18 protein-coding genes are annotated in these 25733 nt (G+C 44.7%); 17 read left to right on the top strand and 1 reads right to left on the bottom strand.

All coding sequences use genetic code 11. The features are described from left to right. Window positions 1-161: 161 nt before the first annotated feature. The 11 genes from nth (at window position 162) to mglC (ending at window position 15764) form a co-directional block, all read left to right on the top strand. On the top strand, window positions 162-842 hold the full coding sequence (nth, locus tag H70737_RS20225) for an endonuclease III (RefSeq protein ID WP_042190074.1): 681 nt from the start codon (window positions 162-164) through the stop codon (window positions 840-842). Window positions 843-867: 25 nt separating this feature from the next. Beyond that, complete coding sequence (locus H70737_RS20220; protein ID WP_042190072.1) at window positions 868-1134, top strand: hypothetical protein; 267 nt, start codon at window positions 868-870, stop codon at window positions 1132-1134. A 411-nt stretch (window positions 1135-1545) separates the two neighbouring features. Beyond that, on the top strand, window positions 1546-5232 hold the full coding sequence (locus tag H70737_RS20215; RefSeq protein WP_052404368.1) for a dynamin family protein: 3687 nt from the start codon (window positions 1546-1548) through the stop codon (window positions 5230-5232). Window positions 5233-5381: 149 nt separating this feature from the next. Then, window positions 5382-6572 (top strand): formate-dependent phosphoribosylglycinamide formyltransferase, encoded by a 1191-nt coding sequence (purT, locus tag H70737_RS20210; protein ID WP_042190070.1) that lies wholly within the window; start codon window positions 5382-5384, stop codon window positions 6570-6572. Further along, window positions 6562-7026 carry a GNAT family N-acetyltransferase gene (locus H70737_RS20205; RefSeq protein ID WP_231573317.1) on the top strand — a complete coding sequence of 155 codons (465 nt, stop codon included), beginning with the start codon at window positions 6562-6564 and terminating at the stop codon, window positions 7024-7026. Before purT ends, H70737_RS20205 begins: the two co-directional genes overlap by 11 nt. A 157-nt stretch (window positions 7027-7183) precedes the next feature. Next, entirely contained in the window at window positions 7184-8836 is a 1653-nt protein-coding gene (locus tag H70737_RS20200) for a response regulator (protein ID WP_042190068.1), read from the top strand. Between the two features lie 2 nt (window positions 8837-8838). After that, a complete protein-coding gene (locus H70737_RS20195) occupies window positions 8839-10668 on the top strand; it encodes a sensor histidine kinase (protein ID WP_081951172.1) in 1830 nt (609 codons plus the stop codon). After that, window positions 10665-11687: a substrate-binding domain-containing protein gene (locus H70737_RS20190; protein ID WP_052404367.1), complete on the top strand. Its 1023-nt coding sequence runs from the start codon at window positions 10665-10667 to the stop codon at window positions 11685-11687. Before H70737_RS20195 ends, H70737_RS20190 begins: the two co-directional genes overlap by 4 nt. A gap of 283 nt (window positions 11688-11970) precedes the next feature. Beyond that, complete coding sequence (locus tag H70737_RS20185; protein ID WP_143764073.1) at window positions 11971-13047, top strand: galactose ABC transporter substrate-binding protein; 1077 nt, start codon at window positions 11971-11973, stop codon at window positions 13045-13047. Window positions 13048-13192: 145 nt separating this feature from the next. Continuing rightward, window positions 13193-14704, top strand: a complete 1512-nt coding sequence (locus tag H70737_RS20180) for a sugar ABC transporter ATP-binding protein (RefSeq protein WP_042190063.1) — start codon at window positions 13193-13195, stop codon at window positions 14702-14704. A 52-nt stretch (window positions 14705-14756) separates the two neighbouring features. Beyond that, the gene (gene mglC / locus H70737_RS20175) at window positions 14757-15764 is read left to right on the top strand and encodes a galactose/methyl galactoside ABC transporter permease MglC (protein ID WP_042190061.1); all 1008 of its coding nucleotides are present in this window, start codon (window positions 14757-14759) and stop codon (window positions 15762-15764) included. Between the two features lie 1107 nt (window positions 15765-16871). Here the strand turns inward: mglC and H70737_RS20170 are convergent. Continuing rightward, window positions 16872-17108, bottom strand: a complete 237-nt coding sequence (locus H70737_RS20170; RefSeq protein ID WP_042190059.1) for a hypothetical protein — start codon at window positions 17106-17108, stop codon at window positions 16872-16874. Window positions 17109-17381: 273 nt separating this feature from the next. Here H70737_RS20170 and H70737_RS20165 point away from each other — a divergent pair, with 273 nt between their 5' ends. From H70737_RS20165 to parE, 6 genes are all read left to right on the top strand, one after another. After that, window positions 17382-19346 (top strand): WG repeat-containing protein, encoded by a 1965-nt coding sequence (locus H70737_RS20165; protein ID WP_042190057.1) that lies wholly within the window; start codon window positions 17382-17384, stop codon window positions 19344-19346. Window positions 19347-19604: 258 nt separating this feature from the next. After that, window positions 19605-20360, top strand: a complete 756-nt coding sequence (locus H70737_RS20160) for a CAP domain-containing protein (RefSeq protein ID WP_042190055.1) — start codon at window positions 19605-19607, stop codon at window positions 20358-20360. A gap of 247 nt (window positions 20361-20607) precedes the next feature. After that, on the top strand, window positions 20608-21444 hold the full coding sequence (locus H70737_RS20155; RefSeq protein WP_042190053.1) for a GDSL-type esterase/lipase family protein: 837 nt from the start codon (window positions 20608-20610) through the stop codon (window positions 21442-21444). A 109-nt stretch (window positions 21445-21553) separates the two neighbouring features. Further along, window positions 21554-22534 carry an ABC transporter ATP-binding protein gene (locus H70737_RS20150; RefSeq protein WP_042190050.1) on the top strand — a complete coding sequence of 327 codons (981 nt, stop codon included), beginning with the start codon at window positions 21554-21556 and terminating at the stop codon, window positions 22532-22534. After that, window positions 22527-23516, top strand: coding sequence for an ABC transporter permease (locus H70737_RS20145; protein ID WP_042190048.1), 990 nt, complete (start codon window positions 22527-22529; stop codon window positions 23514-23516). Before H70737_RS20150 ends, H70737_RS20145 begins: the two co-directional genes overlap by 8 nt. Before the next feature lie 168 nt (window positions 23517-23684). Then, window positions 23685-25667, top strand: a complete 1983-nt coding sequence (gene parE, locus H70737_RS20140) for a DNA topoisomerase IV subunit B (protein ID WP_042190046.1) — start codon at window positions 23685-23687, stop codon at window positions 25665-25667. Window positions 25668-25733 lie beyond the last annotated feature (66 nt).

Here is a 25733-nt window from a genome sequence, read left to right as displayed (position 1 = left end):
AAGACGTTTTTTTTGAAATATAAGAAAGTATAAGAGTTGTATTTTCTTGAAATGTATGAAACCATACGTTATAATACAGACTTTGCTTATATTTCTTTACATTAGAGATGACACGCTCATGTGAGTTTTAATGAGCGTAATCGCTCCGTGGAGGGGACACTATGAAAGTTGCAGAGGTCCGCCACATTTTGGATACGATTGGAGACTTGTTCCCTGATGCTCATTGCGAGCTAAATCACAGTAACGCTTTTGAATTAACGATAGCGGTACTGTTATCAGCCCAATGTACGGATGCAACGGTGAACAAAGTGACCGTGGACCTGTTCCAAAAGTACAAAGCCCCCATCGATTATATTTCTGTACCGCTGGAGGAGTTGGAGGGGGATATCCGGCGCATCGGCCTATATCGTAACAAAGCTAAGCATATCCAAAGCCTATGCTCTATACTCATAGAACAGTATGGTGGCGAGGTGCCTGAGGCTCATGACTTGCTTGTAACTTTACCCGGTGTAGGTCGTAAAACTGCAAATGTAGTAGTATCCAATGCTTTTGGAGTTCCTGCCATTGCAGTGGACACGCATGTGGAGAGGGTTGCTAAACGACTTGCATTAGCAGGCTGGAAAGATTCTGTGCTGGAAGTGGAAAAGAAGCTGATGAAGGCTGTGCCACGTGACGAATGGACGATCACTCATCACCGGCTTATCTTTTTCGGACGATATCACTGCAAGGCACAGAACCCAAAATGTCAAGTTTGCCCGCTCCTTGATGTATGTCGAGAGGGCAAAAAACGTATGAAAACAGCTGTTGTCAGGAAAGCTAAAGATCATACGCCAAAAAGTTAGAGTTGAAGAAGAGGATGGGATAGAGATGAAATGCATTTCTGTATACACAGATAATTTTGAAGTGTTCTCGGATATTTTTGATCGCGTAGTGGAAAGCCCACTCGAAGAGAACGAAGAGCAAGAAGTAGAAGGTATCACGATCAGTCATTCCGGTGACGTTCCTGAACACTATTTTGATCGTATGTCAGTGAAACCTGAGGTTGTTGTAATGAGAGATAAATCTCGTGGTTTGACTATTCTGCAACACGGAAAAGTATTCGAAATTCTGTTGCCTGTTTCGGAAACTGCATAAATTTAGAAGTGATAAAAGGAGTCGGCCCTAGGGCTGGCTCCTTTTTTGTTTCTTACTTTTCTAGCGAAAAAGCAGAAAGATGTTTGAATAACCTCATTTCGTAAGAGATGATAGGTTATTTTGTAAGTAGTGTGTATTTAATTTGTGTCAAACTGGTGATAAACTGTAATTATTATTTATAAAAAAGGTTCTGCGTGACATCACAGAAATTACACCTGTATAAACATTGAATAAGCATAAACGTCTTCGGCGTCCTTATAAGGACGGTAAGCGTTTAAGCGAGAAATATAAGGATAATGTATCATGTGAAACTTTTACTTTCCTATATTTTAATAATGAGTCTGATTTCGTATTCTTGAATGGGTTATATTCAAAGCATGATTAGATGGTAACAGTGGAGGTGGAGAGTCAGTGAGAGCGGAACAGGTTAGAATCGAGAAAGAGACATTAAGTGAAACGGCATCGCTGCTTTTCCAGTTGCGTGGATTAATGCATCGCTGGGGTGATGAAGGCTCTGAACGTATATATGAAGATTTACAACATAAAGAGGGTGGGAATGAGCTGACCCTTGCTTTTTGCGGACATTTTTCGGCAGGAAAATCCAGTATGATCAATCTTCTTTGCGGCAGTTCGGTGCTGCCTTCTGGACCTGTGCCGACTAGTGCGAATATTGTCTCTATTCGCAGTGGAGTTCCACGAGTGCTTATTTATCCTAGAGTTGAAGGAAGTAAAAATGATGCTGCTCCTATAGAGACAACTCCAGAAAGATTACAAGAATACTGTCGAAATGGTGGTGAATATTCCGCAATTGAAGTGTGGAATGAGATACCACTGCTAGGTAAGGATGGCGTACTATTGGATACACCTGGTGTAGATTCGACGGATGATGGTCATCAGGCGGCCACCCGCTCTGCGCTGCATTTAGCTGATGTCGTATTTTATGTGATGGATTATAACCATGTACAGTCAGAGAATAATTTGGCCTTTGCTAAAAATCTTAGTGACTGGGGTAAACCTTTGTATCTGATTGTTAATCAGATCGACAAGCACAGGGAACAAGAGATTTCCATTGAGGAATATAAACGTCAACTTGAAAATGCTTTTGAACAATGGGGGATTCATTGTGCGGGAATTTTATTCACCTCTCTCAAAAAGAAAGAGCATCCTCTTAATCATTGGGATCAGCTACTCAGCCTTATAACCGAACTGTTGGAACAAAAGGAACAGCTACTTCAATATAGCTTGTCTCGTTCTATTCATCATACAGCGGATTCTTCTCTAACTGCATTCCGTGAAGATCAGCAGGAGGAAAGAGCGGCTCTTCTTGAAGAACTAGAAGGTACGAATGCAGAGACAGTGACGAATGAACTGAAGTCACTCGAAGAAGAGAAGGCACGACTTGAGGCGTTGCCTCAGCAGTCACGAGCGAGTTTGCGAACTGGCCTAGACACCTTACTTAATAATGCTAATCTAATGCCTGCAGATGTAAGAGAGGCGTCGGGAAGCTATATGGAAAGTGCTAGCCCTACGTTTCGATTAGGGTTATTCTCTACGGCTGCACGGCGGGAGAAGGAACAAAGTAAACGACTGGCAGTCTGGCAAGGACTGTTGACCCGAGAGGTTTCCGCTCAGCTGGAATGGCATTTGATTCAGCTGGTACGTGATTGGGCGGAGAATCTCGGGCTGTGGGAGGAGGAGGCGGAGACGACTCTGAAGCAAGGGTTCCCGGCGGTGAGCCAGGAGTGGCTGGCGGCTGCAGTTAAGCCGGGAACGGGGTATAGCGGCGAGGCGCTGCTCAATTTCTGCCGCACACTTGCGGCTGATATTAAGAGCCAGTTCCGCCGTGCCGCGTTAGCGGTGAGCGATGAGCTGTTAGCGAAGCTGCCGCCGCTCATGGAGGAGCAGCGTACAGTACTCCAGCGCCGCGAACTGGCTCTTGCGGCGCAGACGCGCGCCGTTGACGCGCTAGCCGCGCTGGACCGCGCGGCAGCTGCCCGCGCGCACGAGCTCGCGGCGCTGCTGCCGCCGCGCCGGCCCCTCACCCCCGGCATCCTGCCGGAGGTGAGGGTAACCCCGCGAGCGGCTGCGCAGAGCGCCGCACCGCGGGAGGTCCAGCCGCCGCAAAACGTCGCGGCTGGAAGTGCCGCCGCCGCAAATTGGGCGGCGGGAACGGCTTCGCCGGCGGGCGGACGCCGCCGGCTATCCGCAGCCGCTGACGCGCTGGCGGCTGCGGCAGAGCTGCTGCGCCGCGAGCCAGCGATGGCATCGGCGGCGCGGAGTCTGGCCGCACGGGCGGAGGATCTCGCCGGCGGCCGCTTTACCCTCGCGCTGTTTGGTGCATTCAGCGCGGGTAAGTCCTCCTTCGCCAACGCTTTGCTCGGCGAAGAAGTGCTGCCCGTGTCTCCACATCCTGCCACGGCTGCGGTCAACCGCATTTTGGCGCCGGAAGGTGACTTCCGCCATGCCAGCGCGGTTGTCACAATGAAGACGATGGCAGATTTCTGGGATGACATCTGCCATTCCTTCAGTGTGCTGCAACTAGGAGAACCACAGCAAAACTCATGGACAACAGTTCTAGCAAGCTTGCCTGCAAGGGGAATTCATCCTTCTGCGTTGCCACATGCTGGATTTCTAAGGGCAGCAGCGGCTGGCTGGGCAGAAGCTAAGCCCTTGCTGGGAACGGTGCGAATTGTTGATTTAGAAGAATACCGAGGCCTTGTAGCAGAGGAGACCCGAGCCTGTTTTGTGCAGGGGATTGATCTGTATTATGCCTGTCCATTGACCGAAAGCGGAATTGTACTCGTGGATACACCAGGAGCCGACTCATTGCATGCTCGTCATACCGGCGTAACCTTTAATTACATGAAAAACGCAGACGCGATTTGTTTTGTTACCTATTACAACCACGCCTTTTCAAAAGCAGATCGAGGTCTGCTTGCGCAGCTAGGCCGAATTAAAGATAGCTTTGCACTTGATAAAATGTTCTTTATTATCAACGCTTCTGATCTTGCTTCAGGCGAAGATGAATTGGAAGAGGTACGAGAACATGTTGCTCAAAATTTACGTGCAGGCGGCTTACGCTCGCCGAGAATTTATGCACTATCTAGCTTGCTTGCTCTGGAAGGCAAAACCCAGCATGATTATGCACGCTATGAGGCTTCCCGTTTCCATCATTTTGAGCAAGCCTTATCAAGCTTTGCGGGAGACGAACTTCCTCAGCTTTCACTTAACGCAGCTGCAGAGAGCATCGCATCTGTTCGCCGCAGGGCGGAAGAGTGGCAGAATCTCGCTTCCATGGCGGCAAACGAGCGTGAAGCAGGATTAAAAGAAATGCAAGAACGTCGTCAGCTGGCTATGAAGAGACTTTCCCTATTGGAGACCGAAGAACGTCCTAGCAGAGATCTTGTTCATGAAGGTGAGGAACTGATCTATCATGTCTGTCAACGAATTAGCTTCTCCTTCACCAGAAATTTTCAGGAATCTTTCCACCCCTCATTATTACGTGAGGACGCAGGAAATTTAAAAGCTATCTTCGCTGCGTGTGGTGCAGAGCTGATGCGTACCACAAAGCGTGAATTGGAGCAAGAGCTATGGGCGACAACGCTGCGACTAGAAAGTACCGGGCGTAGACTTGTTCATGAAGCGGCTGAAGCGGCTGCTACTGAGCTGTTTTTCTCTACTCAAGAGTTTCATCTGATGGAGAATGAAGAAGCAGCATGGCCTTCTCCTAGTGAGCTGGAATGCCAGCTTCAGTCCGTGGAATGGCCAACCTTATGGGGACATTTCAAATCCCCTCGCTATTTCTTTGAAGGCGCTGGCCGGGAGCAAGTCAAAGGTGCGGCTGAGCCTCTTGTGAAAGAAGCTGTTAATGTTGCGGCGGCAGAGCAGAAGAAAAAATTGCTTGCGCATTATGTCGATTGCATAGCCAGAGAATTAAAGGTTGCTGCAGAACGCCTACAAGAAGGGTTAGCGGAGCAAGAGAAAGCGATGTTAGATCTCCTTAAAGGGGGTGAATCCGCAGATCATTGGGGTCAATTAGGTCACCAATTATCTCTCTTGGAACAATCTTTCGTTGATAGATTAGACAAAAATCTTTGAAATTTGTAGGAAATTGTCGAAGAACACTTGCAATCTGGCGTATGATGGATGAAAATAAAGAAGCCTGAAAATATACAATGAAACTGTTTTGTTTTCAGAAATTTATGGAAACGAGATAGTCAATTTGCCGAAAGAGGTTGAAATCGACAATGTGGGGAGCTCCTTTTTCAGCTCAAAGCCGCAAGCTGCTGCTACTGGGCAGCGGGGAACTGGGTAAGGAAGTCATAATCGAAGCTCAACGTCTTGGCGTAGAGACCGTAGCTGTAGACCGTTATAGCGATGCACCAGCGATGGGTGTAGCTCATCGTTCACATGTTATTGATATGCTGGATGCAGAGGCGCTTAAAACGCTTATTCGCTCAGAAAAACCGGATGTTATTGTTCCGGAGATTGAAGCAATCGCTACTCATGCTCTTCAAGAGCTTGAAGAGGAAGGTTTCTTCGTTGTTCCGACCGCACGAGCGGCTCGTCTGACCATGGACAGAGAAGGCATTCGCCGACTTGCTGCTGAAGAACTTGGATTGCCAACAGCGGATTATCGTTTTGCAGATAGTCTGGAAGAACTGCATCAAGCCGTTGCAGAACTAGGCACTCCTTGTGTCATCAAGCCGATTATGAGTTCTTCCGGCAAAGGTCAGAGTGTTTGCAAAAGACCGGAGGATGCGGAAGAATGCTGGAACACTGCTTTGGATGGAGCGAGAGCTAAAGGCACTCGTGTTATCGTAGAGGCATTCGTTACCTTTGAAAGCGAGATTACACTTTTAACGGTGCGGTCCGTGTCTGGCACGATATTTTGTCCACCTATTGGGCATATTCAGAAGGACGGGGATTATGTCGAATCATGGCAGCCTCACTTTATGAAGGCGGAACTTCTGGATGAAGCTCAGTCTATTGCCAAGGCAGTTACCGATCAGCTCGGAGGTTTTGGTATTTTTGGAGTGGAGCTTTTCTTGACGGATCGAGGCGTATTGTTTAGTGAAGTATCCCCTAGACCTCATGATACGGGGATGGTAACGATGGCAACGCAGGATTTATCTCAATTTGCAGTGCATGTCAGAGCTATTCTTGGTTTTCCAGTCCAGTCAGTACAATTACTGACACCAGGTGCCTCAGCTACGCTGAAGGCTGAAGGAGAAGGACGAGCTTTTGTTGTGACCGGAATTGGTGAAGCTTTGGATCTACCTAGGACTCAGGTTCGGGTGTTTGGTAAACCAGAAGTCCGTCCAGGGCGGCGGATGGCTGTAGCGTTAAGTGCGGCGGAAAATGTGGAAATCGCGCGGACGGTAGCCAAGCAGGCAGCGTCTATGCTAAAAGTGGAGGTAAATGAGGATGAACAGTAGTACCATGGCACCTGTACTGGAAATTCGCAAATGCGGCTTGAATGATCTGGAGAGAGTGACAGCGCTTCTGCGTGAATTCGGCTATCCAACAACGCTTAGCGTGATGAAAGAGAGACTGGAAAGCATGGAGAATAACCATCTCCAATGCACGCTTGTTGCAGAACTAAACAATGAAGTTGTGGGAATGGTCGGTCTTAGACAGGTAATCTCGTATTACAAACAGACAGATTGTATCACTGAGATTACTGCACTTATCGTATCAGAAGAACTCAGAGGAAACGGACTCGGTAAAAGACTTGTGGCCGCAGCTGAAGAATGGGCACGTGAGCAAGGTTGCTGTCAGCTCTTCTTGAGAAGTGGTAACCGCGTAGAACGCGCACCGGCACATGCTTTTTATCGTCATCTAGGTTTCGAAAAGACAGCAGGCTATCGCTTTAACAAAGCGTTGCTATAATACTTATAGGTTCCGATCATCCCCATCCCAGCTACGGCGGGATGGTTTTTTTTGCTCAAAATCTATTTAAATAACTTAACCATAGATGGAATAGTTTGAATCATATAGAATGAATTTTATGACAGCTAAATAAATCGTGTCCAAAGAGGGATGAGAAATGTACAAGTTAATTCTTGCTGAAGATGAAGAAGATGTAAGGGAAGGGGTCATCAGTCAGATTGATTGGGAGCACTATGGCTTCGAAATTGTAGAACAGGCGGAGAATGGACGAGAGGCAGCGGATGCGATAGATCGTTTACTCCCGGATGTAGTTGTGACTGATATTCAAATGCCTTTTATGAACGGGCTGCAGCTGGCGGAATGGATTCGCGAGCGGCATCCTAATACCAAGATCATTATTCTGACAGGGTATGATGAATTTGAATATGCACAGAAGGCGATTAAACTGCAAATCGATGAGTATATTTTGAAACCGTTTTCTTCACAGGAGCTGATTGATGTTCTGCTAAAGGTCAGAGCCACTATAGAGGCTGAAATCGCAGAGAAGGAGAATGTTTTTGTACTCAGTGAGCATTATCGGAAAAGTCTGCCTGTGCTGCGTGAGCAGTTTTTATCTTCACTAGTTTCACGCAAGTTACGAATGAATGAAATAGACGAGAAAAGTTCGGAATACGGAATAGATCTACATGGAAAATGGTTCCAAGCCTCGGTAATTAGTGTGGATTATATTCGTCCAGAGCGGGAAACGGTTAGCCTTACCGCAGGTAAGCAAATTTCTTTGCGAGATACGGGAGAGAGAAATTTACAGCTCTTCGCTGTGCTGAATATTGCAGAAGAATTATGTAATAAGCATAATTTTGGCAGGGTGTTTATCCATCGTGATGAGGTAGTGCTTCTTTCCATTTGTGATGCAGGAGAAGAAACTGAAATTACGGGGAAGACTTTTGAAATTCTAGAAGAAATCCGCCACAATGTGCAGCGGTTTCTTAAGCTAACGGTAACCGCTGGTTCTGGAACGGTTTGTCACTCGCCTGCTATGCTATTTAACTCCTTTGGAGATGCCATGCAAGCGTTAGATTATCGTCTCATTCTTGGCAATAACAGAGTCATTTGGATCGAGGATGTGGAGTCACGTTCGAATACACTCTTGGCCTATGATGAATTGACCCAGCAGTCCTTAATCCGAACGATTAAGATGGGAACCGTACAGGAGCTTAAGGAGGTCGTGGAGGAGTTATTTGGCGGATTGAATGCTGAGCAGGTATCTACTCAGGATTATCAAATTTTTTTGCTGGAGATTATTACATCCATCCTGCGTGTAGCCAAAGAGTCCGGTAGTGATGCTGCTAAGTTCGTTGGATCTGGCATTTCCTCATTAAGTGAGATGAATAAATTCAATAGTATGAGTGAAGCCAAGCAATGGATTATTACGATCTGCAGCCGGCTAATGGACTCTATTGCCTTAGAACGCCAATCTAGCTATAAGCTGCTCATTGATGAAGCTAAAGATTACATCCGTAGCCATTATGAGGAATCGGATATTTCTATCGGAAAGGTCTGTCAGCATTTACATATCAGTACGGGTTATTTTAGCAGTATTTTTAAGAAGGAAATGAAGATGACTTTCGTTAGTTATCTCTTGCAAATCCGATTAGAGGCAGCGAAGGAACTTTTACGCTCCACGGAACTGAAGGCTTTTGAAATCGCCGAGAAAATTGGCTTTGCTGATCCTAACTATTTCAGCTTTTGCTTCCGTAAAAAATATGGTCAGTCTCCCAAAGAGTATAAAAATAGCTCCAGAGGAGGGTAGTTATGCGGCAAGAAAAGCCATATTCTTTTCGACTGCGGCCGCAGCATCCAACAGGGGGGAAACGCCGGTTGTCCTCTAAGCTGCGTAGTATTCAAGTAACGATTACGCTCACTTTTACATCCGTTGCCGTTCTTGTAGCCGTCGTTGTCAGCCTTATGCTGTATAACAAGTTTGCGAAGACAGCAGAAGAGAATGCCAATATGAATATGCAGCAGATTATTGAGCAAGTGAACTACAATTTGGAGCTTTATGTAAAAGGAATGCGAAATATTTTTGAAACTGCAGAAGATCAAATTACGAATAGTCCCTCCGTGGACTCTGCTTTACTGATGGAAAGAATGGCCATGTTAATGGGAAGTAGAGAGGATCTGGTTTCTGCTGCGGTTTTTACACCACAGGGGAAATACGTCGTGGGTACAGCAGGACAGAAGTTGCGCAGCAACACACAGTTAGAAACCCAGAGCTGGTTTACAACGGCCAAAAGAACATCTGAGATCTCCTATTCAGCGCCCCATATTCAGAACTTGTTTAAAGGTCAATATATTTGGGTTGTGTCGATCAGTAAACTCATTCAATATCAGGAAAATGGAGTCCTAAAAACGGGTATCCTCCTGATGGATTTTAACTTTCGCACCATAGATGAGCTGAGTAAGCAGGTTAAGCTTGGTAAAAGAGGATACGCTTACATCCTCGATCAGTTAGGCAACATCGTGTATCATCCGCAGCAGCAGCTTATTTATGCTGGTTTAAAGTATGAGAATGTGGAGCCGGTATTGGAATATGCTTATCGTAGCTATTTGGATGAGTCTACAGGTGAAAAACGATTTATTACAGTACGTACGTTAGAACAAACCGGGTGGAAAATAGTAGGTGTTGCTTATTATGACGAGATCGTGACCACCAAGCGTGATCTGAACAACTTTTTATCCTGGTTCTTAGCGGTAGTTATTTTATGTGTAATTATCGTATCTGTCTTTTTGTCTGCGCGAATTGCCCGCCCGATCCGTAAGCTGGAACGGACACTTCAGCAGGTAGGAGAAGGGGATCTTAATACTCGAATCGATGTGAGTGGCGCCTATGAGGTAGAACAGTTGTCTAAACGCTTTAACCTCATGCTACAGCGTATCCGTCAATTGATGGATCAAATTATTTATGAACAAGAGACGAAACGTAAGGGTGAGCTTGAAGTTCTGCAATCCCAGATTAATCCACACTTTTTGTACAATACTTTGAACTCTGTGATCCGGCTTGCTGAGCGTGGTAAGACGGAGGAGGTCGTTACAATGATTCAATCTTTATCTAAGTTTTTCCGAATTAGTCTAAGCAAAGGGAATAATATGATTACCGTGCAGGAAGAGCTTGATCATATTCGTCATTATCTCGTCATTCAGAGCTTTCGTTTTAAAAATAAATTCCGCTACGAGATCATTGCACAAGATGAAGTACTGCAGTGTCAGACGATTAAGCTGATTTTGCAGCCGATTGTAGAGAATGCCTTGTATCACGGAATAGAAATGATGCCTGATGAAGGTTTTATCTCTATCCAAGCAGAACTGAAGGACAATCTTGTCATTATAAGGATTAGTGATAATGGATTAGGAATGTCCAAGGAGACTATGAAGGTTATTTTGACAGGCGGCAGTAAGAGTATGAGTGGTTCCGGGGTAGGCGTAAGAAATGTGAACGAGCGTATTGAGTTGTACTATGGCCGTGAATATGGACTTTCTTTTGAAAGTGAAATTGAAGAAGGCACTACGGTTACCCTTATCTTCCCGGCACTAGCAAAAGGCGAAGGCAATGAAGGGCTTAAGGAGGATGAGACATCGTCATGAAAACCTTTCGTTTTTGGCTAACCTTGTTAATGTGTGCGGTGTTATGGACTACAGTTACCTCTTGTTTTAATTCAGCGCCCAATTACATCAATACAAATAAGACCCGTAATATTCATCTTATTGTGAAAATGAACAGGGGCGATTACTGGAATACGGTTAAATTGGGAGCAGAAGCTGCAGCGCAAGAATTCAACGTCAAACTAACCTTCAAAGCTCCGGACTCCGAGAGTGACATCACAGAACAGGTGAAAATGGTGCAGGACTCCATAAAAGAAAAAGCAGACGTGATTATTTTAGCTGCAAGTAGTTACATGGGGCTTGCTCAGGTTGTAGATCAGGCGGCTTATTCCAAAATTCCTGTCATATCCGTAGATGCGGAAGTAGGTTCAGCAAGAGTAAGGACATATATTGGCTCGAACGGCTATGAGGCGGGTCAAAAATCTGCTGAACGATTGATCAAGCTGTTAAAAGGATACGGCGAGGTTGGTATTATTAACTTCACCAATTCAACGCAGAGTGAGAAGCAGGAGTCTTCTAACGGCATTGAGTATGGTGCAAGAGATGCGGAGGAGCGGGAGAAGGGATTTTTAAATTACACTGCACGTTATCCGAATATACAAGTGGTTGAGATTTCATACACGACCTCCAGTATTAAGGATGCAGAAGATCTTACACAACTGATGCTGCTGAAGCATCCGAATCTTCGAGGAATCGCGAGCCTGAATGAGACTGCTTCACAGGGGGCGGCAATGGCTATCCAAAGTCGGGGGCTGCAAAATATAAAAATGGTAGCCTTTGATAGCTCCCCCTCGATGATGGAATTGCTGCAGGACGGTACTGTTCAAGCAACAGTGATCCAAAATCCTTTTAGCAACGGGTATTTGGCAGTAAAACATGCCGTAGAAGTGATCGAAGGAATCGATGTACCAGAACGTGTCGATACAGGAACAAAGCTAATTGATTTGGACAATATGCTGTGGCCAGAGAATCAAAAGCTGTTATTTCCGTTTGTTAGATAGGAGCTGTTTTAAAATAGGCGCCGAAGGCGTTTATGCTTATACGTTTCGTGTAACGGATACCATCCTTGAATGGGGCGGTATTCGTTTTTTATTTTAGAATATAAGAAAGTATAAATTTTTAATGAAAATCATCCTTATATTTCTTCTTGGGTTCATTAGAATTTTTATAGTAATGAGTAGGATTTTATATTCGCAAGCGTTTTCAGGTGAGGCATAATATGGATGTACCCGAGACGATCAGGGGCAAACAAAAAAAGAAGTATAAATAGGAGGTCAATGAATAATGAAAAAAATCACTTCCGTTCTATTAGCTAGTGCTTTGCTGGGTGCTGCTCTGACAGGCTGTGGTGGCAACAACAAAACTACAGATAGTGCTACAGACAAGGCAACTAACGCTCCAAAGACTGAGAACTCGGGCACTACAACAGAAACGCCTAAAGTTGGGGTCGCCATTTACAAATTTGACGATACTTTTATGACAGGTGTTCGTAACGCTATCGATAGTGCTGCTAAAGGCATCGCTACAGTAGATATCGTAGATAGCCAAAATTCGCAACCAACACAAAATGACAAGGTTGACTTATTCATCACTAAAAAATATAACGGGATGCTGATTAACCCAGTTGACCGTACAGCTGCTGGCGTCATTATCGAAAAAGCAAAAACAGCAAACATTCCAGTGGTATTCCTTAACCGCGAACCGCTTCCTGAAGATATGAAGAAATGGGATAAAGTTTATTATGTAGGTGCGAAAGCAGAAGAGTCCGGTACAATGTCCGGCCAACTGATTGTTGACTACTGGAAAGCACATCCTGAAGCGGACAAGAACGGCGACGGAGTTCTCCAATATGTAATGCTGAAAGGTGAACCAGGCCACCAAGATGCTGAGCTTCGTACTACTTACTCTATTCAAGCTATCGAAGATGCAGGAATCAAGGTAGAGAAACTGGCTGAAGATACAGCAATGTGGGATCGCGTAAAAGGACAAGAAAAAATGGCGGCATTCCTTGGCTCCCACGGCGACAAAATTGAAGCTGTTCTTGCTAACAACGATGATATGGCCCTCGGTGCAATCGAAGCTCTGAAAGCTTCTGGCTACTTTACGGGTGACAAATTCATGCCGGTAGTAGGTGTGGATGCAACTGCTCCTGCGATTCAAGCGCTGGAAGATGGAACAATGCTCGGTACGGTGCTGAATGATGCGAACAACCAAGGTAAGGCTGCCATCACAGTTGCTGCTCTGCTTGCTAAAGGCGAAACGCCTTCGAAAGACAATGTAGGCTTTGATATCACTGACAACCAATACGTATGGATTTCCTACAAAAAGATTACGAAAGACAACATAGCTGACGCTAAGTAATTAACATCGGCTACAGAGTTACTCATGATCATATGACAGCACGGGGAGCGGATAACCGCTCCTCGGTATTTCTTTTAGGCAGGGAACAGGATGGAACCGCTGTGCCTCTCATAAAAAAGAAAAAAAGCGTAGGGGGCGTAACAACATGGAAAAAGCTGAGTTTTTGCTGGAAATGAACAACATTACTAAAGAATTCCCCGGCGTCAAAGCGCTGGATGATGTTAGTTTAAAGGTCAGACCGGGTTCGGTGCATGCCCTTATGGGCGAGAATGGTGCAGGTAAGTCCACACTTATGAAATGTCTTTTTGGTATTTATTCACCGGATGCCGGTGAGATCTTTTTGGATGGCGAGAAGGCTTCCATCAGCAGTTCAAATGATGCGTTAAAAAGTGGTATTTCGATGATTCACCAGGAGCTGCATCCCGTGCCGTTCCGAAGTGTTATGGAGAATATCTGGCTAGGACGTTTTCCAACGAAGGGAATCGGACCGATTCAGTTTATTGACCATAAGAAAATGTTCACTGACACGGAAAATTTGTTTAAAGATCTGGATATCGACCTGAATCCCGAAACATTAGTGGGTAAGCTTTCCGTATCCAAAATCCAATCCATTGAAATTGCGAAGGCTGTCTCTTTTCACTCCCGAGTTATTGTAATGGATGAACCCACTTCTTCCCTAACCAGTGTGGAGGTGGAACATTTATTCCGGATCATACGGGATCTCAGAAGTAGAGGCGTAGCTATTATCTATATATCTCACAAAATGGAAGAGATTCTTGCAATCTCTGACGAAGTTACTATTATGCGTGACGGTAAAAAAATCGGAACTTGGCCAGCGGCAGAATTAACTACAGATCTTATCATTTCCAAAATGGTGGGCCGAGAATTGACCAGCCGTTTCCCTGAACGCTTCAACGTACCTGGTGAAGTATACATGAAAGTGGAAGGCTTAACCTCTCCGGAGGAAAGATCTTTTAAAGATGTGTCTTTCGAATTAAGACGTGGAGAGGTCCTTGGTATTGGGGGTCTGGTAGGTGCCCAGAGAACTGAAGTAATTGAGGCGTTGTTCGGTCTGCGAGCCTTGAAATCCGGAACGATCTCTATTAAAGGCAAGGATGTTACTATTAATTCTCCGAAAGATGCTAAGAAACACGGAATGGCTTTGCTTACCGAAGAGCGTCGTGTAACAGGCATATTTCCAGTCTTGTCTGTTCATGAGAATGGTGCGATTGCTAATCTACATCGTTATCAAAAACCGTACTTCCTGCTGAATAGCAAGAAGAAAAAAGTTGAAGTCGATAAAATGATTGAAAAATTACGAACTAAAACACCTACAACCAAAACGCTAATCATGAATCTTTCTGGTGGTAATCAGCAAAAGGTCTTGCTTGCTAGATGGCTGCTTACTGAGCCCGAAATCCTGCTTCTGGACGAGCCGACCCGTGGTATCGACGTAGGGGCTAAATTCGAGATTTACTCCATAATTGCCGACTTGGCGCAGCAAGGGAAGAGTATCATTATGATCTCCTCTGAAATGCCGGAGCTGCTCGGAATGTCTGACCGTGTAATGGTCATGTCGGAAGGACGGCTTACAGGAATATTAGAAGGCGAGCAAGCTACGGAAACCGAAGTTATGCGTCTCGCTGCACAGCATTAAGGAGTACGGATAGGAGAATATGTTTGCGTAATTTTAAGGGGGATCACTACTAATGAACGTTAAAAAAGCTCAATCCTTTGTGACTCAAAACGCAATTTACATTGTGCTGGTACTGCTGATTATGGGGATCATCATATATGATCCAAACTTTATGTCCATCAACACCCTGCGTGACGTACTGATTCAGTCGTCTACACGCGTTATCATCGCGCTTGGGGTTGCCTTTATCCTTATTACGGCAGGTACTGACTTGTCAGCTGGACGGGTGGTTGGTTTTACGGCGGTTATCTCCGCTTCCATGCTGCAAATCCCAGACTATTCCCGTCGTTTTTTTCCAGATCTTCCGCAAGTGGAAGTAATCCTTCCTATAGCAATTGCTATCGTTGCTGGTCTTCTCTGTGGACTTATAAATGGTATTGTCGTTTCCAAGCTTCATGTTCCGCCATTTATCGCTACCTTGGGTACAATGCTAATCGTGTACGGGCTGAACTCCCTGTACTTTGATATGGACCCGAACCAATCCCAGCCAATCGGCGGTCTGCGTCCTGATTTCACCAAGATCGGCTCGGGCTTTATCGGGAGCGGCCAATATTCAATCCCGTATATCGTGCTGATAGCCTTGGGTGTCGCTGCCATTGTGTGGGTGGTATTCAATAAAACCAAGCTGGGTAAGAATATGTATGCTATTGGCGGAAATATGCAGGCAGCTAAAGTATCCGGTATCGATGTATCCAAGAACCTGATTTACATCTATGCCATTGCTGGTGCGCTTTATGGTCTGGCAGGCGTTCTGGAAGCTGCTAGAACAGGTGGAGCAACTAATAACTACGGTAACATGTATGAGCTTGATGCCATTGCAGCTTGTGTAGTTGGTGGTGTATCTACAACCGGGGGTATCGGTACTGTGCCGGGTGTTCTAGTGGGGGTTATCATCTTTACTCTCATTAACTATGGTCTGACCTTTATCGGCATTAGCCCGTACTATCAGTTGATTATCAAAGGTTTGATTATTATAGCCGCTGTCGCATTTGATATGCGGAAGTACTCTTCGAAGAAGTAGCAGCGTGGTCGCGTGGTGATTAAGGGCTAACTCCGGGGAATATTGGGCTTACGATCGCTGTTGTTCTCAGATTCCTTGATTGATACCGCGTTAGCGGTTGGAATCTGAGAACAAAGGCGACCACTTCGTTTCTACAGCTCCAAAATTCCCCTCCGTTATCCTTATCACCTCGCTGGGGTAGGGCAGAAGAAGCGTTTGCTAGTTATCGCAAACGCTTTTTGGCATGCCTGTTTCGATGGCTTCGCTTCGAAAAAGTAGCAGGTAAAAACAAACAACTAACACTGTCACAAATAAAATTGCGACAACCAAAACTGCTATAACTAAAACTGGCGCAACAACACTGCTGCAACTAACACCGTCACAACCAACATTGCTACATCCAATACCGCTACAACAACACTGCTGCAACAACACTGCTGCAACTAACACCGTCACAACCAACATCACTATACCCAATACCGCTACAACAACATCGTGCCAACACCTTCGTGCGAACACCTTCGCCTACTGCCGCCAGTAATCCTATAGCGACTTAGCCACGTCTAAGACCAACTTATATTACATGCAGAAACTTCACTTGTTTTTGTTTGAAATGTGGCAAATGAACGGTAAAAATCCCGTAGAATCGACGAAAACGAGCTACAAGTGGTAAAAGAACGGTAATAATCCCGTAGAATCGCCTGAATTGAGCTACAAGTTGCAAAAGAACGGTAAAAATCCCGTAGAATCGGCTGAAATGAGCTAGAAGTGGTAAAAGAACGGTATTAATCCCGTAGAATCGGCTGAAATGAGCTACAGGTGGCAAATGAACGGTAAAAATCCCTTAGAATCGACGAAAATGAGCTATATGAAGCGGATGCATGAAGAAACAAGGGCATAAATACCCCAGAAATAGCGGAAAAGAGCCCTAGTGGAAGAATAAGGGGTATAAATGCCCCAGAAATAGCGGAAAAGAGCCAAAGTGGAAGAATAAAGGGTATAAATGCCCCAGAAATAGCGGAAAAGAGCCATAATGGAAGAATTAGGGGTATAAATGCTCCAGAAATACCGAAACGAGCTACTTTGGAAGAACAGGAGGTGTAACTGCCTTGAATCGATAGAAACGAGCTACATAGTGAGATAGTGTTGACGAAACACGCTGATAGCAGCGGAGAGAACGGAATGATTGCGTACAAGCAGTAGCGTTCGCCTTTGTTTCCGAATTTCATCCGAAACTGAGGTGCAAATCAAGAAATTTGGAGACAGCAGCGATGGGAGTAACATTCCGTTCGTGGAGCGACTGCTCAGCACATACCGCATCATCACATCCATCGCACTTCCGTGCTCACTCAACACATCTCGCATAAAATCAAACCCACCCACATACTTACTCTGCTCATCCTACGTTACTCCTCGCTCCAGGCGTGCTACATCCCAGTCCCTCCGCCCGTTAGTGTCCGCTCACGCAAGCCCCGCCTCACCACTTGCACAGCTTTCAGTCTCGCCGTCACGTTCTCCCTCACGCAACACCTATTACACACCCTAACCCTTCTCCCACACCTCAAAGATCAAAATCACATAAACCAACATTCTCCCATATTCTATAGGCAAATGCCTTTGTTAAAGGGGAGCGACTCGATGTTAAGGATTAGATTGAATGAGCTGGGGAAAGGGAATGACAATGGTCCATTGCAAGCGGATGTATGGAGATGGGACGGCATTGGCTGGAACGAATATATTACGCAGCAAGAAGAAGATTTCATACGCACAGAAGAGGAGCTGTTCGTTACGATCCCGGCAGAGGCGGGATTATATCGTGTAGACTACTCAAATAAGCCTTATGAGACGCCGTATGTATTACCGGAGTGGGTTGATGACGAATTAAGGAATACTGGGCTACATCCGGCGCCTTTTAATCTTAAAGAGGGTATGCTCTGGGGATATATTAACGACGAAGGTCGTGCTCAGATTGAACCTAGATACGAATATGCTGAGGATTTTCAGAAGAACGGGCTAGCAATTGTACAACGAAAAAACAGTAGCGGACTGATCGACAGCTCTGGAAGGGAGCGGGTAAAGCCCATTTACTCGTTCATTGCCCCTTTTTCGGAAGGACGCGCAGTAGTATCAGATGCGAAAGGGTACACATTTATCGATGAAAAAGGTAAAGAGGTGACTCCAGCCCGTTATGATTATCTAAACTCATTGCATGAGGGACTTGCATTATTTTCGAAACAAAATACAACGGGTGGTCCATCACTATATGGGTATGTAGATGCGCAAGGCAAAGAGGTTTTGCCTGCAATTTATGTGGACGCCAATGATTTCATGAATGGTGTGGCTTTAGTCAAGATTAAAGAGGGGGAGTACGCACTCATTGATCCTGAAGGGAAGGTTCTCTATACGTACAATCATCCATTCGTAGGGAGTCCGGGTGATGGGCTGCTCTCCTATCAAGAGACTGAGAACGGTAAGTACGGCTATTTAAACACGGATGGAACAGTAGCTATTCAGCCACAATTTACTTCTGCCTTACCTTTCTCTGAGGGGCGTGCAGTGGTGAATACCGCTGAGAACTATGGCAACGCCTACGGGCTGATTGATAAACAAGGAAAAATGATTATCCCCGCGAAATATTATGAAGTCCTGCAGCTTGGTGAAGGTAGAGCAGCTATAGGAACACCAATATTCCCTAGTCAACCTTATCGAGGCTCACGTTACATTATCGCTGATGCAGAGACAGGAGCAATTCTGAGCAATCATACCCTGCTTGGTGTGAATAATTATCAGGACGGACTGGCATCTGTATATGATGCTAAGGAGACTTTTTTTATAGATCGAACTGGAAAAAGAGCAGCTCAGCCTCCAGTTATTCAAGGGACGGGAACACTTACCCTCAGTGGACGCCTAATTAGAGCAGATATAGATCAACGTACAGCATATTATGATCGTCAAGGGAAGCAGATTTGGAGGCAAAATGGAGTCATCCCACTGAGACCTCCATATTCCGTAGTCGAGAAGAAGTACAAACCGAACAGGGATTATCTGGTTTACTATCCGGTTGTTGAAGGAATTGCAAGCGCGGAAGTTTCTAGAGAGGTTAATGATAAATTACGGAAGCTTTCACTAGTCGAAGACCCAGGTAGTAACGGAGCAACACAGGATTTCAGTTATAATGGTGATTTTTCAGTGTCCTTTTTCCGCAAAAACCTTCTAGTGCTGGAGTTAACGGGATACCGTTATCCTTTTGGAGCAGCCCACGGCATGCCTACCAAAATCTATACACATACTAACGTACGTAACGGAAGGTTCTATAAGCTAGGTGATTTGTTCAAGCCAGGAAGTAGATACGTGGAGAAGCTCAGTAAAATCGTAGGTAAGCAGATTGAGAATGATCCTGAGTACTCCTATGTTTTTCCGGATACGTATAAAGGAATTACCTCAGATCAGCCTTTCTTTGTAGATAATGAAGCGTTATATCTTTATTTCGCACCTTATGAGATTGCTCCTTATTCTGCGGGTTTTCCTACTTTCCGTATTCCTTATGCAGAAATTATGGGACTTATCTCTACTGAGGGAGAATTTTGGCAGTCGTTTCACTAGTTACTTTTTATCTATTAGCACATAGAAGTTGCTATTCTTTCGAGAATGGCGACTTTTTTTGCTTTTTAACGCCAATATCGAATGCAATTCATGCTCAGGAAACTTACAATCAAGACTAGTAAATGTTAAAAATTAGAAGAGCACAGCTGATAGATTTATGCTACAATGACTGAGGAACAAATTACAACTTTGTAACATTTGTAGCTGGTCACTCTAAGCAGAAGCATATAGTACACACAAGAAAGAGGAGATGGCAGAATGAAGAACAAGAGATTAAGAGCAATTATTGGTGGTAGTGTAGCAGCTGTTATGGCACTTAGTATTTCTCTTCCACTCGAAGCGAATGCGGCCTCAACTGAGGTAACAGTAATTAAATCAGGTACTAGCTATGAGCAAGTTTTACAATATTTAAAACAAGCTAACCTACAGGGATTCCCTATTTTTAATAGCACAATCGTGGTGTCCAAGCCTCAAACAGGAACGGTTCCAAATAAAGATACATCTACCGGAACTCCGGTTACTAAGCCTTCGGATACAACTACTGTAACCAAGCCTGTAACTAAGCCTTCGGATACGACTACTGTAACTAAACCTGTAACTAAACCTACAGAAACTACACCTACTACAGGTGCTGCGAGCAATAAAGGAACTTATGTTCAACAGATCGTAACGCTGGTAAATAAAGAGCGTGCAGCAGCTGGTTTGAAGCCTGTTTCTGGGTTGGACAGCCTTCATAAAGTAGCAGCTACAAAAGCTACGGATATGCGTACTAATAACTATTTTTCACATACTTCACCTACGTATGGTTCACCATTCGATATGATGAAATCCTTTGGGATCACTTATAACGCTGCAGGCGAGAACATCGCCATGGGTCAAAAAACACCAGAAGAAGTAATGAAAGCATGGATGAATAGTCCTGGTCACAAGGCTAATATTTTGAATGCTAACTTCAATTATATCGGTGTAGGGTATGACAATAACTATTGGGTTCAAGAATTTATTGGTAAATAATTGAAAAAAGTTGCTGGAATCAAACGTTCTCCGATGAAAATCGGGGAACGTTTTTTTGTACCAAAACTTTAATCGCTAAATTTTTTTGAGAATTTTCGTATTCAGATTCGGGTTAAATAAGCGGATTAGCTGGATTTATTTCTATTTTAGACATTTGCAAAACCGGTATGGAAGATTTATGTTTATGTACATAGTTAAGATCTTTGTAAAATGTGGAACAATACATAATAGAACGGCACACGGAGGGATGGCTTTGAATGATTCAAAGTGGACATGGCGCACGGTCAGCCTGATTTCCATAGTAACAACAATAATTCTAATTGTAGGTTTAGTTTATGCGGTCAGAGACATCATCTATCCGGTTGGAGAAGCGTCAGGGACCAACTTACCTCAGCAAACAGCCGCTCCAGTGACGGAGACGGTTAAGAAGCTCAAAGTTGTTGCTCTCGGAGATTCGCTAGCCAAGGGAACTGGTGATAACACCGGAGAAGGATTTGTTAAGCGTACGGTTAGTGGTTTATCCGCTAAAGGTGTCGAAGTTGATTTACTGGGTAATATGGGAATTAATGGTTTAACAACTGCAGGACTGCAAAGCAAGCTGGATGAAGATGGTATAGATTACGCGCTGCATATGGCGAATGTCATTCTGCTCTCGATCGGAGGGAATGATTTATTCAAGGACTCCAATATTTTGCAGAATAGTGGCGCACTTCAAAGTGAATCCACGACTGATCAAGAGCTGACTCCAGAGTCTTTGCTAGCAGCCCTTCCGGAAGCAGTAGAAAGATTAGGTAAGATTCTGGAGAAAATCACGGAAATCAATCCAAACGCTCAAATTTATTATATGGGGTTATACAATCCCTTTGGTGATATACCAGATCTACTTGTACCAGGTAATCAGGCGGTTGCGAAGTGGAATAATGCGGCAATGGATATTATTAATAAGCACAGCAATATGACATTGGTTCCAACCTTCGACTTGTTTAACAAGCATTTGGACAAATACTTATCAACGGATCATTTTCATCCGAATGGGGATGGCTATCAACGAATTGGAGAGCGATTCATTCAGGCTATACACTAGAAAAAGAAGTGAGAGCCAGCTTTCTAAGAATGATGATTTGTATTAGATAAAATATCCTTTGAGCAAGTACTAGCCAAGGAAATGACAGTAACAAGGAGCTAAGGAGAATATGACAAAAGCGAACAGTGGAGAATCCAGCCCGGTCGTCTTGTCTGTAGACGGGGTACGGAAAAAAATAGGGCGAAAGTGGATTATAGATGATGTTACGTTTGATGTGAGAGAAGGAGAAATTTTTGGCTTCCTCGGACCCAATGGAGCTGGGAAGACAACTACGATTAGAATGCTTGTCGATTTGATTCGTCCAAGCGAGGGCAAGATTACGGTATGTGGTTACAATGTGAACCGAAATCCGGAAAAAGCGTTGCAATTTGTCGGCTCTATCGTTGAGAATCCTGAGGTATATACCTATTTGACGGGATGGGAGAATTTACAGCATTTTGCCCGTATGCAGCCAGGTATAGATAATGCACGTATTAGTGAAGTCGTAGATATCGTTCGGTTGGATCAACGAATCCATGATAAGGTAAGTACATATTCGCTTGGGATGAGACAACGACTTGGTATAGCGCAGGCTCTTCTGGGACGTCCGCGTCTGCTTATTCTGGACGAGCCTACAAATGGCTTAGATCCAAAGGGAATTAAGGAGCTGCGAGAATTTATACGCAAACTAGCAGATGAGGGTTTAGCGGTATTTGTATCGAGTCATTTACTTAGTGAAATCCAGCTTCTCTGCGACCGTGTTGCGATTATTAGTAAAGGGCGAGTACTTGCAGTGGGTGCGGTAGATGAGCTGATCGCTCGAAATTCTCCGTATGTACTTTGGGAGCTGGAGCCTTTTTCTGAAGCTAGGGCATTACTGGCTGATCGCCCGGATATTCAGATTCAGAATCTGGAAGACGTTACCTTGGATGATTCAATAATTGCTGGTATGGGCCCGAATTCTTTAATCACAATTATGGAGCAGGATTTGATCCCCGAGATTGTGGCTGTTATGGTGACTGCTGAAATCGAAGTTAGGGCTGTGCATAAAATCAATCCGACACTGGAACAGCTATTCTTGAAACTAACGGAGGGTGAGAACGTTGAATAATATGCTTCCGCTAATCCGTAATGAATGTTTAAAAATCATAAAAAAGAAACGGTTTTATGTTATACTGCTGATTCTGATTGTACTGGTGCCTATGTTCACCTACGCTCAAATGCGCTCAGCTGAGCGTAGCCGAGATAAATTCAACTCCGATTGGCGCCTGGAGATCCAGCAGCAGATCATTGATAATCAAAATTCTTTGGGTAGCGACCGAATTCCAGAGGAATGGAAGACTTATCGGCGAATATTTGTACAGCAGCTTCAGTACTACCTTCACCATGATGTGAATCCGAACGAGCCAAGTGGCGTTACCTTTACCCGTGAGTTTATGGATAATTCCGTTACTTTATTTATTCCGCTGCTCATTATGGCGGTAGCCTCGGATTTAGTTTCTGCGGAGCGAACTACAGGGACGATCAAAATGCTGCTGACAAGGCCAGTTAAGCGTTGGAAAGTTTTGTTTAGCAAATTAGCGGCTCTGCTTATGTTTGTCTCGCTTATTGTGCTCTCCACCTTTGTGATCAGCTACCTTATCTCTGGTCTTGCTTTTGGATATAAGGGCTTTAATATCCCTGTCTTTACAGGCTTTAAGATCAGTGGAGACTCGGTGGATATGTCTACTGTGCATGCAGTACCACAATGGAAATATATGCTTATGCAAGGTGGATTGGTCTGGTTCGTAAGTGTCGTAGTTGCCCTGCTTGCTTTTATGATCTCTGTACTTGTAAGGAGCACTGCTGCTAGTATAGTGGTCATGATGGCAGCGCTGATCGCTGGAAATATTCTGACTAATATGGCTTCAGCCTGGACAACAGCGAAATATTTATTTATGGTAAATCTTGGACTGACCGGTTATTTGTCAGGAACTCCCGCACCCATAGAGGGGATGTCCTTGTCATTTTCCATGGCTGTACTGGCCGTGTGGGGGGCTGCTTCGGTGATCATTTCATTCGCCGTCTTTACGAAAAGGGATATTTTGAATTAGAATGTACAAAGTGACGAAAACGTTTGTTTGCATTTCTAGAGATATAAGAAAGTATAAGTTTTGCATTTATACTGTATGTCTTATATTTCTCGCTTAAAGGCTTACCGTCTTTATAAGGACGCCGAAGGCGTTAATGCTTGAGTATAGAGAAAAGAAGGAGGAGCATGAATGCTCGAACAGATCGATATGTTTGCTGAAGTTTCTAATAACGGCGAGAATAGCCGTACTGGATACGATGCTGACGACATTCAAGTGCTCGAAGGTCTGGTTGCAGTACGCAAACGACCTGGCATGTATATCGGCAGTACAAGTTCTTCGGGACTACATCATCTAGTATGGGAAATTGTAGATAATGCTGTGGATGAGCATTTAGCCAAGTATTGTACGAAGATTGACTTACTGCTTCGCAAAGATGGCTCAGTAACGGTGACGGACAACGGTCGTGGGATTCCAACTGGAATGCATAAGACAGGAGTGCCAACGCCGCAAGTTGTATTTACAATTTTGCATGCAGGCGGTAAATTCGGTGGATCTGGTTACAAGAAATCAGGCGGTTTGCATGGCGTAGGGGCTTCAGTAACGAATGCTTTGTCTGAATGGCTTGAAGTAGAGATTTATCGTGAAGGCAAAATCCATCGTCAACGGTTTGAATATTGGGTGGACAAGAAGGGGAAAGAGCATGTTGGCGAACCTGTAACGGGCCTTGAAATTCTGGGCAACACCAACAAAACCGGTTCGAAAATTACTTTTAAACCGGATATTCGCGTCTTTCCAAATGGAATTGCCCTGAATTATGATACGCTGGCAGAGCGAGTACAGGAGATTGCCTTTCTGAATTCCGGTCTGCGTATTACGCTGCATGATGAGCGGAGCAATCGTCAGGATGAGTTCTTTTACGAGGGTGGAGCAAGCCAATTCGTACAGTTCCTGAATGAGGGCAAGGATGTTCTACATGATGTTATTCACTTCAGCGCTGAAAAGGACGATATCGAAGTGGAAGTAGCCCTTCAGTACAATGGAGGCTATACAGAAACCTTGGCTTCCTTCGTTAACTCCATTCCTACTCGTAGCGGCGGTACTCATGAGACAGGCTTTAAGACCGCGTATACTCGTGTGTTGAATGATTATGCCCGACGTACACAGCTGCTTAAAGAAAAGGATAAGAATTTAGAAGGAAATGATTTGCGCGAAGGTATGATGGCTGTCATTAGTGTCAAAATGTCCGAGGTTGAATTTGTTGGACAGACGAAGGATCAGCTTGGTAGTGCTTCTGCTCGTAGTGCAGTAGACTATATCGTATCTGAGAATATGGCTCGTTTTCTGGAAGAAAACCCGCAGGTAGCACAGAGCCTTCTGAAAAAATCAATTCAGGCCTCGAAGGCTCGGGAAGCGGCTCGCAAAGCCCGCGATGAGATCCGTACAGGTAAGAAACGTAGCGAGAGCTCGAATCTTGGCGGAAAATTATCACCTGCGCAGTCTAAGGACGTTACACGAACTGAGCTGTTTATCGTAGAAGGTGATTCAGCTGGTGGCTCAGCGAAGCAAGGCCGTGATTCAAAGATTCAGGCGATCTTGCCGCTAAAAGGGAAACCGATGAATCCGGAAAAAGCCAAGCTGCTGGATATCCTGAAGAACGATGAATATAAAGCGATCATTTCCACGATTGGTGCAGGAATTGGTCCGGATTTTACCGTCGAAGACAGCAATTATTCCAAAATTATCATTATGACCGATGCGGATACAGATGGAGCGCATATTCAGGTGCTGCTGCTGACATTTTTCTATCGTTATATGAAGCCGTTAATAGATGCAGGAAAGGTTTTTATTGCTCAGCCTCCGCTTTATAAGCTGACCCGCAAAACGGGCAAGCTGGAAACCGTTAGGTATGCATGGAGTGATGAAGAACTGCAAAATTACTTAAAGGAATTCGGCAAAAACTTCGAGCTTCAGCGTTATAAAGGATTGGGTGAGATGAACCCTGATCAGCTGTGGGAAACAACGATGAATCCAGAATCGCGTACACTGCTTCAGGTGCAGATTGAGGATGCTGCTAAGGCTGAGCGTCGTGTTTCTACACTGATGGGTGATAAAGTCGATCCACGTAAACGCTGGATTGTTGAAAATGTCGATTTCACTGAAATTGTAGAGTAGTTGCAGTTAGTAGTGCTGCAAGTGACGATAATCCCGATTTTCAAAAAGCTTGGTGATTCTTGGAAC

It is taken from the genome of Paenibacillus sp. FSL H7-0737 (genome assembly GCF_000758545.1).
Classification (GTDB): domain Bacteria; phylum Bacillota; class Bacilli; order Paenibacillales; family Paenibacillaceae; genus Paenibacillus_AQ.
The sequence above is the reverse complement of the archived record's forward strand: the minus strand, read 5'-3'. Positions and strand labels throughout refer to the sequence as shown.

Excerpts from the sequence above, each read along its gene's own strand:
- nth (WP_042190074.1), top strand. The coding sequence starts at position 162 with ATGAAAGTTGCAGAGGTCCGCCACATTTTGGATACGATTGGAGACTTG.
- H70737_RS20220 (WP_042190072.1), top strand. The coding sequence starts at position 868 with ATGAAATGCATTTCTGTATACACAGATAATTTTGAAGTGTTCTCGGAT.
- purT (WP_042190070.1), top strand. The coding sequence starts at position 5,382 with ATGTGGGGAGCTCCTTTTTCAGCTCAAAGCCGCAAGCTGCTGCTACTG.
- H70737_RS20205 (WP_231573317.1), top strand. The coding sequence starts at position 6,562 with ATGAACAGTAGTACCATGGCACCTGTACTGGAAATTCGCAAATGCGGC.
- H70737_RS20200 (WP_042190068.1), top strand. The coding sequence starts at position 7,184 with ATGTACAAGTTAATTCTTGCTGAAGATGAAGAAGATGTAAGGGAAGGG.
- H70737_RS20195 (WP_081951172.1), top strand. The coding sequence starts at position 8,839 with ATGCGGCAAGAAAAGCCATATTCTTTTCGACTGCGGCCGCAGCATCCA.
- H70737_RS20190 (WP_052404367.1), top strand. The coding sequence starts at position 10,665 with ATGAAAACCTTTCGTTTTTGGCTAACCTTGTTAATGTGTGCGGTGTTA.
- H70737_RS20185 (WP_143764073.1), top strand. The coding sequence starts at position 11,971 with ATGAAAAAAATCACTTCCGTTCTATTAGCTAGTGCTTTGCTGGGTGCT.
- H70737_RS20180 (WP_042190063.1), top strand. The coding sequence starts at position 13,193 with ATGGAAAAAGCTGAGTTTTTGCTGGAAATGAACAACATTACTAAAGAA.
- mglC (WP_042190061.1), top strand. The coding sequence starts at position 14,757 with ATGAACGTTAAAAAAGCTCAATCCTTTGTGACTCAAAACGCAATTTAC.
- H70737_RS20170 (WP_042190059.1), bottom strand. The coding sequence starts at position 17,108 with ATGCGAGATGTGTTGAGTGAGCACGGAAGTGCGATGGATGTGATGATG.
- H70737_RS20165 (WP_042190057.1), top strand. The coding sequence starts at position 17,382 with ATGTTAAGGATTAGATTGAATGAGCTGGGGAAAGGGAATGACAATGGT.
- H70737_RS20160 (WP_042190055.1), top strand. The coding sequence starts at position 19,605 with ATGAAGAACAAGAGATTAAGAGCAATTATTGGTGGTAGTGTAGCAGCT.
- H70737_RS20155 (WP_042190053.1), top strand. The coding sequence starts at position 20,608 with ATGGCTTTGAATGATTCAAAGTGGACATGGCGCACGGTCAGCCTGATT.
- H70737_RS20150 (WP_042190050.1), top strand. The coding sequence starts at position 21,554 with ATGACAAAAGCGAACAGTGGAGAATCCAGCCCGGTCGTCTTGTCTGTA.
- parE (WP_042190046.1), top strand. The coding sequence starts at position 23,685 with ATGCTCGAACAGATCGATATGTTTGCTGAAGTTTCTAATAACGGCGAG.